Consider the following 10,414-nt stretch of genomic DNA (forward strand, 5'->3'; position numbering starts at 1 on the left):
GGTGGTCTGGGTGACGTAGGACAAGCGCGAAGGGTCTTTCACTTCCAGCTTCGCCACGTCTTTCTCGTTTTCCACCAGGTAGATCTCACCGCCGTTGCTGTGATCATACTGGCCCATGGTGCCCTCCACTTCCGGATGGCCATGGTGGCCGATCAGGACGCACTCGCGGCCATCACGGCTGTAGCGCATGACTTCCAGGTGCACCTTGGTGACCAACGGACAGGTGGCATCGAACACCTTGAGGCCGCGGCGGGCGGCTTCGTTCTGCACGGCCTGGGAGACGCCGTGGGCGCTGAAGATCACCAGGGTGTCGTCGGGCACTTCATCCAACTCGTCCACGAACACCGCGCCGCGGTTGCGGAGATTGTCCACCACGAACTTGTTGTGGACCACTTCGTGGCGCACATAGATCGGCGCACCGAACACATCCAGTGCCCGGTTGACGATTTCGATGGCGCGGTCGACGCCGGCGCAGAAGCCACGGGGGTTAGCGAGTCGGATTTGCATAATCAGTGCGTCTGTCCAGCCGGTTCCACATCGAGGATTTCAACTTCGAATTCCAGTGTACGCCCTGCCAGCGGATGGTTGAAGTCCACTTCCACTTCATCCCCTTCCACCCGGCTGATCACGCCCGGCAGCTCCTGCTGGCGTGCATCGGCGAAGGACACCACCACGCCCGGTTCCAGCACCATATCGGCACTGAACTCGTGGCGCTTGAAGGTCTGGAGGTTGTTGGGGTTGTGCTGGCCGAAGGCCTTCTCCGGGGAGACCGCGAAGGTCTGGCGATCACCGGCTTTCATGCCCATCATCAGGGCCTCGAAGTTCTCCGGCAGGTTCTCGTCACCGATCTCCAGGGTCGCGGGGTCTTTGTCGAAGGTGGAATCCACCACATCACCGTCCTTGATCTTGAGGGCGAAGTGGAGTTTTACACGGGTTCCCTTGTCTACGGGCAAGTCTTTCATGAGTGTCGTTCACTCCTTTTCGGCATCCCCGCCATCGGCGGGTTTGCGGAATATGTCCAGGATCATCATGCCGGCGCCGATGGTGATGGCGGTGTCGGCCAGGTTGAATGCGGGGAAGTGCCAGTCCTGCCAATAGAAATGCAGAAAATCCACCACATAACCGTGAACCACCCGGTCATAGACGTTACCGAGGGCGCCGCCGAGAATGAGTACGATGGCGACCGCGGTCCAGGTTTCATGGGCCTGCAATTTACGCAACCAGCTCACCAGCACCACACTGACCACCAGGGCCAGGGCCACGAAGAACCAGCGCTGCCAGCCATCGGCCTGGGCCAGGAAGCTGAAGGCTGCCCCGGTATTATGGAGCAGCGTCAGGTTGAACATGGGAATCACCGGCACCGGGTCACCATAGGTGAGCATGGCGCTGGCCATGGCCTTGGTGCCCAGATCGATGGCGATGACCAGCGCCGCCAGCCACAGCCATTTCAGTTTCGAGCCCATGGCCTTGTCCGTCATGGCAGCGTCCATCAGGCGAAGGATCGGCTTTCGCCGGGGCCTTCCACGTTGCTGACGCAGCGGCCGCACAGGTCGTCGTACTTGGCGTTGCGGCCCACGTCCTCGCGATGGTGCCAGCAGCGCTCGCACTTGGCATGGGTTGCCGGCGTCACTTTCACCAGCAGGCCCTCATGGCCGGTCTGCTCTGCACCTTCGGCCTCGGCCACCGGCTTGACGGTTGCCTCGGAGGTGATCAGCACAAAGCGCAGCTCCTCGCCCAGGTGCTTCAGGCGCTCGGCCAGCTCACCTTCGCAGTACAGGGTCACGTCGGCGCTCAGGGAGCCCTTGATCTCACCGCGGCCGCGGGCCTCTTCCAGGCACTTGTTGACCGCTTCCTTCACACTGTAGATCTCGCGCCAGTAGTCACGGCCCAGCTCGAAGTCTGCCGGCAGTTCAGTCAGGCCTTCGTACCAGGTCTCATAGAACACGGTCTCACCTCGCTCGCCCGGCAGGTGTTGCCAGATCTCGTCGGCCGTGAAGCTCAGGATCGGGGCGATCCAGCGCACCAGGGCCTCGGCCACGTGGTAGAGCGCGGTCTGGCAGGAACGCCGCGCCAGGCTGTCGGCCTGGGTGGTGTACTGGCGGTCCTTGATGATGTCCAGGTAGAAACCGCCCAGGGTCGCCTCGCAGAAGTTGTAAACCTTCTGGTAGATGCGCAGGAAGGCGTAGTTGCCGTAGTCCTCGTCCAGCTCCTTCTGCAGCTGCAGAGCCTTGTCCACCATCCAGCGGTCCAGGGCGATCATGTCCTCCGGAGCCACCATGTGCTGGGCCGGATCAAAGCCATTCAGGTTGCTGAGCAGGAAACGCGCGGTGTTGCGGATGCGGCGGTAGCCGTCGGCGGTCTGGCGCAGGATGTCCTTGGAGACAGTCATCTCGCCACTGTAATCGGTGGCGGCCACCCACAGGCGGAGGATATCCGCACCCAGCTCGTTCATGACTTCCTGCGGCGCAATCACATTGCCCAGGGACTTGGACATCTTGCGACCCTTGCCGTCCACGGTGAAGCCGTGGGTGAGCACCTGCTTGTAGGGCGCCACGCCGTTCATGGCGATGGAGGTCTTCAGGGACGACTGGAACCAGCCGCGATGCTGGTCGGAACCTTCCAGGTACATGTCCGCCGGGAACTGGCCCAGTTCTTCCCGCACGCGCAGCACCGAATCGTGGGTCACGCCGGAATCGAACCAGACATCCAGGGTGTCAAGTACCTTCTCGTACTGATCGGCGTCGTCACCCAGCAGTTCGTTCTGGTCCAGCTCGTACCACGCATCGATGCCACCGGTCTCAACGGCCTGGGCGACCTTCTCGATCAGGCCCTGGGTGTCCGGATGCAGCTCCTGGGTTTCCTTGTGGATGAACAGGGTAATCGGCACACCCCAGGTGCGCTGACGGGAGATACACCAGTCCGGGCTCTGCTCGAACATGGCTTCGATGCGGTTCTGGCCCCAGGCCGGCACCCAGCGCACGCCCTTGATGGCTTCCAGGGCGTCGGCGCGCAGGTTGTGCTTGTCCATGCTGATGAACCACTGGGGCGTGGCCCGGTAGATCAGCGGGGTCTTGGTCCGCCAGCAGTGCGGGTAGCTGTGCTGGAATTTCTCGGAACGGACCAGCTTGCCTTCCCGCTCCAAAGCAGAGCACACCGGTTCATCGGCCTTGTAGACGTGCACACCGGCAAACTCACCGGCGGCTTCGGTGTAGGTACCATCGGCCTTCACCAGATTCAGGGTGCCGATGCCATATTCCTTGCCAACCTCGAAATCTTCCATACCGTGGTCCGGGGCGGTATGGACCGCGCCGGTACCGGCATCGGTGGAGACGTGATCGCCCAGGATCACCGGCACCTGCTTGTCGTAGATCGGGTGGTGCAGCTCCAGCTTTTCCAGTGCCGAACCGGCAACGGTCGCCAGCACTTCATAATCTTCCACGCCCCAGCGAGCCATGATGCCTTCAACCATCTCGGTGGCGAGGATCAGGCGCTCCGGTCCCTGACCGACATCCACCTGCACCAGGGCATACTCCAGGTCGGCACCCAGGGATACCGCCTGGTTGGCGGGGATGGTCCAGGGGGTGGTGGTCCAGATCACCACGGAGACATCGCCCTCACCCTTGTCGGTGCCAAACAACTCGAGCGCCCGGGCCGGATCAACCGCGGTGAAACGCACATCAATCTGGGTCGAGGTCTTGTCCTGGTATTCAACCTCCGCCTCTGCCAGTGCGGACTGACCTACCACACTCCAGTAGACGGGCTTGTAACCACGCACCAAGTGGCCCTTGGCCACGATCTTGCCCAGGGCACGGACGATGCCGGCTTCCACCTTGGGATCCATGGTCAGGTAGGGTTTGTCCCACTCACCCATCACGCCCAGGCGAATAAAGTCGGCCTTCTGACCTTCGATCTGCTTGGCGGCGTAATCCCGGCAGGCCTGGCGGAAGGTCTTGTAGTCCACCTTGACGCCGGCCTTACCGATTTCCTGCTCCACCTTGTGCTCGATGGGCAGGCCGTGGCAGTCCCAACCCGGCACGTACGGTGCGTCAAAGCCCTTGAAGCTGTGGGACTTGACGATCATGTCCTTGAGAATCTTGTTGACCGCATGACCGATGTGAATGCTGCCGTTGGCGTAGGGAGGGCCGTCGTGCAGGATGAACTTGTCCCGGCCTTCACGCTGCTTGCGCAGGGTGCCGTAGACATCGAGGTCCTGCCAGCGCTTGAGCATGTCCGGCTCGCGCTTGGCCAGGTTACCGCGCATGGGGAAGGCGGTTTCCGGCAGATTCAGGGTGTGCTTGTAGTCGCTCATGGTTTCTGTGCGTACTCTTCTGGTCAGTGTTGGTCAGTAAACTTTTGGGGTTCGCGCCCGTGCTTTCAATGCGTGCTGCGAGCCGAACCGTGGGCCCGGATCCACGCCCGGGCGTTGTCCATGTCCCGCGCGATCTGATCTTTCAGGGCCTCGACGGAATCAAACTTCTCTTCGTCCCGCAGGCCATGACGGAAGACGACTTCCAGATGCTGGCCATAAAGTGTGCCAGCAAAATCAAACAGGTGCACTTCCAGTGATGGCCGCTTGCCATCGACTGTTGGCCGGACGCCGATATTGGCCACGCCGTCGTAAACCCTGCCATCGTCGAGCCGGCCGCTTACTACATACACGCCGCGCAAGGCGGGCATTCTATGCAGCAGGATGTTGGCGGTCGGTGCGCCGATCTGGCGGCCAAGTTGGCGCCCGTAGACCACCCTGCCCCGGATACGATAGGGATGACCCAGCAATACTTCCGCTTTTTCCAGGCCATTGACGGTGAGCTGGTCCCGCACCCGGGTGCTGCTCACCCGTTTGCCATCCAGGGTCACGGTCCGGGTGTTCTCGACGGTGAAGCCCACTTCCTGCCCGACCTTCTGCAGCAACTCGAAGTCGCCGGCGCGATCACAGCCAAAACGGAAATCGTCCCCCACCACCAGGTGGCGAACCCCGAGACCCTCGATCAGTACGTCCTCGATAAAGCCCATGGCGGAATAACTGCGAAAGGTCTGGTTGAACCGCAGGCACAGGACGATATCGATACCTTCGGCCAACAAGGCTTCAAACTTCTGGCGGAACCCCATCAAACGCGGGGGTGCCTCGTCGCCTTGGAAAAACTCACGGGGCTGCGGCTCGAACACCATCACCAATGAAGGCACACCCAGTTCCCGAGCCTTGCTCCGGACCTGATCAATAATGGTCTTGTGGCCGAGGTGGACACCATCAAAGTTACCAATGGTTGCCACGCACCCCTGCGCCAACGGCGAATCCGCCCGGCGTGAGAGCAGCTTCAGGTTGGTCAGGCCTCGAATCAGACGCATGCAATGCGAACCTTCAGTTGCCAGCTGGCTTTCAACACTCCTGCGCGACAGGAGCACTGGTGAGAAAACGCGCGATTATACCTTACCTCTGGCGGAAATGTCTTACCCGCACACCCGCCAACGCCAGCGCAATGAAATACACCCCGACGCCGGAACCCACGAGAATGGCCATGTCCCGCGCCCGGACCAGGCCTCCGGCGGCGAGCCAATCTGCCACCGGCGCCTTGAGCCAGAGAATGACAGCCACCAGCGCAGCATTGGCGAACAGCAGACGCGCGAGGAACACGGGCCATCCGGGCTGGCTCTGCCAGGCGCCTTCCTTGCGCAGACCACGCCAGAGAAGGTAGCCGTTAAGCCAGGCCGACAGCGATGTCGCCAGCGCCAGCCCGGCGTGGGCCAGGGGCACGATCAGCGCCAGATTGAAGGCCATATTGGCTACCATGGCGATAACCCCGATCTTCACCGGTGTAGCGGTATCTTCACGGGCGAAGAAACCTGGCGCCAGCACCTTGATCAGCATGAACGCCAGCAGGCCGGCCGAATAGGCCCGCAGGCTCTGGGCGGACATGGCGACATCCCGGTCGGTCACTTCGCCGTAATGGAACAGGGTGGCAATCAGGGGTTCAGCCAGAAGTGCCAGCGCCAGCGCCGCCGGCAGGCCAATCAGCAGGACTGCCCGCACCGCCCAGTCCAGGGTGGCGGCAAACTGGTCAGCGGAGGCGGCGGCGTGTTTGCGGGACAGGCTCGGCAGGATGACAGTGGCAATGGCAATGCCGAATACGCCAAGTGGCAGCTCGGACAAGCGGTCCGAGTAATACAGCCAGGAGACACTGCCGGTTTGCAGGAACGACGCCAGCACGGTATCCAGCAACAGGTTGATCTGGCTGACCGAGACGCCGAACAGCGCCGGCACCATCAACTTTAGAATGCGCCGCACACCCTCGTGCCGGTAATCCACCTTCGGACGGGGCATCAGCCCGAGCTGCATCAGGAACGGCAACTGGAAGAACAACTGCAGCGCGCCGGCGATAAACACGCCCCAGGCCAGCGCCATGACCGGCTCGGACATCACCGGGGACAGCCAGATTGCTGCGCCGATCATCGCCAGATTGAGAAGCACCGGCGTAAAGGCCGGCACCGCGAAGCGGTCGTAGCTGTTAAGGATGCCGCCGGCAAAGGCCGTTAACGAAATAAGCAGCAGATAAGGAAAGGTGATACGGAGCATGTCGCTGGTCAGCGCAAACTTCACATCGTCACCATAGAAGCCCGGGGCAAATACCGCCGTCAGTACCGGCGAACCGAGCATGGCCACCAGGGTGACCCCCAGCAAAACCAGCCCAAGGGAACCGGAGACGGCATTGACCAGCCGTTTCACCTCGGAAATATCCTGAGTCTCCCGGTACGACGACAGCACCGGCACAAAGGCCTGGGAGAAGGCGCCCTCGGCAAACAGACGCCGCAGGAAATTGGGAATCTTGAACGCGACGAAGAAGGCATCTGCGCCGGCACCCGCCCCGAAGTAACGGGCAATCACCATATCCCGAACCAACCCCAGCACCCGGGACAGCATGGTCATTACCCCGACCACACCGGAGGAACGGAGCAATCCGGGGGCAGTAGATTCAGGGGTTTTCGGGGCAGAGGAATCCGGTTCCGACGACATTCTGGCTCTGTTCAGCTAAAGGGTCCGTTTATACCGGAAATTACGCACACGGGCGGAACGCCTGTACAGCTCCGGTCAGCGAGCGGCGAGTTTAGCACAGGGCCGCGGCAACAGCGCATGAAATGGGTTTTAGTCTTGACATTCGCGGCGTTCAGCGGCATAGTTCCGCGTCATTTATTTCGACGCGCTGGTTGTTGGCGCGCCTGCGATGTACGAATTCATCATGAATTCACTCGAGTTCATTCAGTAACGAATTTCAGATTTTCAGGAGTTTTACGGTGGCAAATTCCCCGCAAGCCAAAAAGCGCGCTCGTCAGAACGAGAAGAACCGCAAGCACAACGCCAGCCTGCGTTCCATGGCGCGTACCTACATGAAGAAGGTCCAGGCCAAGATCGAAGCTGGCAACTACGAAGAAGCCCAGGCGGCTTTCCAGCAGGCACAGCCTGTTATGGACAGCATGGTCAACAAAGGCATCTTCGCCAAGAGCAAGGTAGCCCGTCATAAGGCCCGCCTGAATGCCAAGATCAAGGCCCTGAAGAGCGCGTAAGCGATCTCCAGAGCTGAAAAAACCGGCTTTCGAGCCGGTTTTTTTTGTGCCTGGATGAAAGCCAACGACTTGAAAAATCAGATGATAACCAGGTTATCCCGGTGGATCATCTCATCATCGGAGACATAGCCAAGCACTTCGGTGATCCGCTGACTGGGGCGACCGGCAATGGCACGCGCCTCGTCGGCATCGTAGTTCACCAGCCCTCGGGCAACCTCCCGGCCGCTTTCATCGACACAGGACACCATCTCACCCCGCCGGAACTGACCACTGACACTCTTCACACCCACCGGCAGAAGACTGCGACCGCCCAGGCACAACACCCGCACCGCGCCTTCATCGAGGGTCAGCTTGCCCCGGGTCTGCAGGTGCCCGGCAATCCACTGCTTGCGCGCGGCCACCCTGCCCTGTTCCGGTAACAGCAAGGTACCAATCACATCACCCTGGCGCAGTCGGGTCATCACGCCCTCGATCCGGCCGCCGACAATGACGGTGAATGCACCGGAACGAGCCGCCAATCGCGCCGCCCGCAGCTTGGTCTGCATACCGCCCCGGCCCAGAGCGCCAGCGCCACCGCCGGCCATGGCATCCAGCTCGTGATCACTGGCCTTGCGCTCGGTGACCAGGCTGGCATCCGCATGTTTGCGGGGGTCTTTGTCAAACAGACCGAGCTGGTCGGTGAGAAGGATCAGTCCATCCGCCTCGATCAGGTTTGCCACCAGGGCGCCGAGGGTGTCGTTGTCACCGAAACGGATTTCGTCAGTGACCACGGTGTCGTTCTCGTTGACGATGGGAATGACACCGACATCCAGCAATGCGCGGAGCGTGCTGCGACCGTTCAGGTAACGTTTACGGTCGGAGAGATCGTCGTGGGTGAGCAGGATCTGGGCGGTGTGGATATCGTGCCGTTTGAACTGAGCTTCCCAGGATTGCACCAGCCCCATTTGTCCCACCGCGGCGGCGGCCTGCAGTTCGTGCAACTGGTCCGGGCGCTTTGCCCAGCCCAGCCGGCTCATACCCACTGCCACCGCACCGGACGAGACGATAACCACCTCGACACCATCGGCAATCAGACCGGCAATCTGGTCCACCCAGAGCTCCAGGGCCACCTCATCAAGCCCCTTGCCGTCATTGGTCAGCAGGGCACTTCCGATCTTGATGACCAGGCGGCGGGCCTGGCGCAACTGGGCACGTTCGCTCATGATGTGTGAATCAGTCTCTTGATGGTGCTGTCGGTTTATTCCGGTGCGTACACGATTTCAACGTCGTAATCGTCGCCGTCAAAATCATCGTCATCGTCTTCATCCTGCCTCGCGGCACGGCGAGCCTTGCGGTCCGCCTCGATCTTGGCCCGGGCTTCCTCATCCATCCGCTGACGGCGAGCCGCCTCTTCTTCGGCAAACTCCGGATTCTCGGCCTCTTCCTGAGCCTGATCCTCAATCCAGCGCATCACCGCCTGAACCAGAGGCTTCGTACCCTCACCGGTGATCGCCGAGATCCGGAACACAGGACCTTCCCAGTCAAGTTCGTCGATTATGGCCTGGCAATGGGCATCACGATCCTCTTCCGCGACCATGTCGACCTTGTTCAACACCAGCCAGCGCGGGCGATTGGCCAGGGTTTCACTGAACTTTTCCAGTTCGTGGGCGATGGCCCGGACTGCATCCGCCGGCGACGACCCGTCATAGGGGGCCACATCCACCAGGTGAAGCAATAGACGGGTGCGCACCAGGTGTTTCAGAAAGCGGATACCTAACCCTGCCCCTTCGGCGGCACCTTCGATCAGACCCGGGATATCCGCGATAACGAAGCTTTGATGGGCCTGAACACTGACCACCCCCAGATTCGGCACCAGCGTGGTGAACGGATAATCCGCCACCTTGGGCCGGGCAGCGGACACCGAGCGGATAAACGTGGACTTGCCGGCATTGGGCATACCGAGCAACCCGACATCGGCCAACACCTTGAGCTCCAGGCGCAGGTTACGAGCCTCACCTTCCGAACCCTTGGTGGTCTGGCGCGGGGCGCGGTTGACCGAGGACTTGAACCGGGTGTTGCCGAGGCCGTGGAAGCCGCCCTGGGCCACTTTCAGGCGCTGACCTTCACGAGTCAGATCGCCCAGAACCTCATGGGTATCCATGTCCACAACCGTGGTGCCTACCGGCACCGGCAGCACCATGTCTTCACCCTTGGTGCCGGTGCAGTTGCGGCCAGATCCAGGCTCGCCGTTCTGGGCCTTGTATTTACGCTGGAAGCGGTAATCGATCAGGGTGTTCAGTGATCCGTCCGCTTCCAGATAGACGGAGCCACCGTCCCCGCCGTCACCGCCGTCGGGGCCACCCTTGGGAACGTATTTCTCGCGCCGGAAACTCAGGCAACCGTGCCCGCCCTTGCCGGCCTCCACAATGATGGTGGCTTCATCTACAAATTTCATGTTCAACCCTTTGCGCGTTGCGCATAAACTAAAAAGCCCCGCAGCCTCAAGGAAGCTTTGCGGGGCTCCGGATGGCTCTGACTTCTGACTATATCAGGAAATCAGAACCACCCAAGGTTCTGCAGAACCGGATCGCCGCTGCTTACGCAGCCGGAACGATGCTCACGAACTTACGGCTCTGCGGGCCTTTGGTTTCGAACTTCACCTGACCCTCTGCTTTCGCAAACAGGGTGTGGTCCTTGCCAATGCCTACGTTGGAACCAGCGTGGAAACGGGTGCCACGCTGACGAACGATGATGCTGCCTGCAGATACAGTCTCACCGCCGAAGCGCTTCACACCAAGTCGTTTCGACTCGGAATCGCGACCGTTACGGGTACTACCTGCTGCCTTTTTATGAGCCATTACCAGCCTCCTTCTCTAGA

9 protein-coding genes and 1 pseudogene are annotated in these 10,414 nt (G+C 61.0%); 1 reads left to right on the forward strand and 9 read right to left on the reverse strand.

Translation table 11 applies throughout. From position 1 onward, the window contains the following. The 6 genes and pseudogenes from ispH to murJ form a co-directional block, all read right to left on the reverse strand. Positions 1 to 507 (reverse strand): annotated as a pseudogene (ispH, locus tag ACESMW_RS17170) (4-hydroxy-3-methylbut-2-enyl diphosphate reductase); the annotation flags it as partial. Positions 508 to 509: 2 nt separating this feature from the next. Further along, entirely contained in the window at positions 510 to 962 is a 453-nt protein-coding gene (gene fkpB, locus ACESMW_RS17175; RefSeq protein WP_372988211.1) for an FKBP-type peptidyl-prolyl cis-trans isomerase, read from the reverse strand. Positions 963 to 971: 9 nt separating this feature from the next. Further along, positions 972 to 1,490 (reverse strand): signal peptidase II, encoded by a 519-nt coding sequence (gene lspA, locus ACESMW_RS17180; RefSeq protein WP_372988212.1) that lies wholly within the window; start codon positions 1,488 to 1,490, stop codon positions 972 to 974. Continuing rightward, entirely contained in the window at positions 1,490 to 4,309 is a 2,820-nt protein-coding gene (gene ileS, locus ACESMW_RS17185; protein WP_372988213.1) for an isoleucine--tRNA ligase, read from the reverse strand. The genes lspA and ileS overlap by 1 nt, the downstream gene beginning before the upstream one ends. Positions 4,310 to 4,374: 65 nt before the next feature. Continuing rightward, positions 4,375 to 5,346 (reverse strand): bifunctional riboflavin kinase/FAD synthetase, encoded by a 972-nt coding sequence (ribF, locus tag ACESMW_RS17190; RefSeq protein WP_372988214.1) that lies wholly within the window; start codon positions 5,344 to 5,346, stop codon positions 4,375 to 4,377. An 82-nt stretch (positions 5,347 to 5,428) separates the two neighbouring features. Then, the gene (gene murJ, locus ACESMW_RS17195; RefSeq protein WP_372988215.1) at positions 5,429 to 7,009 is read right to left on the reverse strand and encodes a murein biosynthesis integral membrane protein MurJ; all 1,581 of its coding nucleotides are present in this window, start codon (positions 7,007 to 7,009) and stop codon (positions 5,429 to 5,431) included. A gap of 278 nt (positions 7,010 to 7,287) precedes the next feature. Between murJ and rpsT the strand changes: the two genes are divergently transcribed. After that, complete coding sequence (gene rpsT, locus ACESMW_RS17200; protein ID WP_092005741.1) at positions 7,288 to 7,557, forward strand: 30S ribosomal protein S20; 270 nt, start codon at positions 7,288 to 7,290, stop codon at positions 7,555 to 7,557. A gap of 77 nt (positions 7,558 to 7,634) precedes the next feature. On the opposite strand, the gene proB is transcribed toward rpsT, so the two are convergent. The 3 genes from proB to rpmA form a co-directional block, all read right to left on the reverse strand. Continuing rightward, positions 7,635 to 8,759, reverse strand: coding sequence for a glutamate 5-kinase (gene proB, locus ACESMW_RS17205; protein ID WP_372988216.1), 1,125 nt, complete (start codon positions 8,757 to 8,759; stop codon positions 7,635 to 7,637). A gap of 35 nt (positions 8,760 to 8,794) precedes the next feature. Next, on the reverse strand, positions 8,795 to 9,991 hold the full coding sequence (gene cgtA, locus ACESMW_RS17210) for an Obg family GTPase CgtA (RefSeq protein ID WP_372988217.1): 1,197 nt from the start codon (positions 9,989 to 9,991) through the stop codon (positions 8,795 to 8,797). Positions 9,992 to 10,133: 142 nt separating this feature from the next. Continuing rightward, a complete protein-coding gene (gene rpmA / locus ACESMW_RS17215) occupies positions 10,134 to 10,394 on the reverse strand; it encodes a 50S ribosomal protein L27 (RefSeq protein WP_092005733.1) in 261 nt (86 codons plus the stop codon). Between the last annotated feature and the right edge of the window lie 20 nt (positions 10,395 to 10,414).

This window comes from Marinobacter sp. (genome assembly GCF_041690455.1).
Taxonomy (GTDB): Bacteria; Pseudomonadota; Gammaproteobacteria; order Pseudomonadales; family Oleiphilaceae; genus Marinobacter.

Bases quoted from the DNA above. Each gene is read 5' to 3' on its own strand.
- fkpB (WP_372988211.1), bottom strand. From the start codon at position 962: ATGAAAGACTTGCCCGTAGACAAGGGAACCCGTGTAAAACTCCACTTC.
- lspA (WP_372988212.1), bottom strand. From the start codon at position 1,490: ATGGACGCTGCCATGACGGACAAGGCCATGGGCTCGAAACTGAAATGG.
- ileS (WP_372988213.1), bottom strand. From the start codon at position 4,309: ATGAGCGACTACAAGCACACCCTGAATCTGCCGGAAACCGCCTTCCCC.
- ribF (WP_372988214.1), bottom strand. From the start codon at position 5,346: ATGCGTCTGATTCGAGGCCTGACCAACCTGAAGCTGCTCTCACGCCGG.
- murJ (WP_372988215.1), bottom strand. From the start codon at position 7,009: ATGTCGTCGGAACCGGATTCCTCTGCCCCGAAAACCCCTGAATCTACT.
- proB (WP_372988216.1), bottom strand. From the start codon at position 8,759: ATGAGCGAACGTGCCCAGTTGCGCCAGGCCCGCCGCCTGGTCATCAAG.
- cgtA (WP_372988217.1), bottom strand. From the start codon at position 9,991: ATGAAATTTGTAGATGAAGCCACCATCATTGTGGAGGCCGGCAAGGGC.
- rpmA (WP_092005733.1), bottom strand. From the start codon at position 10,394: ATGGCTCATAAAAAGGCAGCAGGTAGTACCCGTAACGGTCGCGATTCC.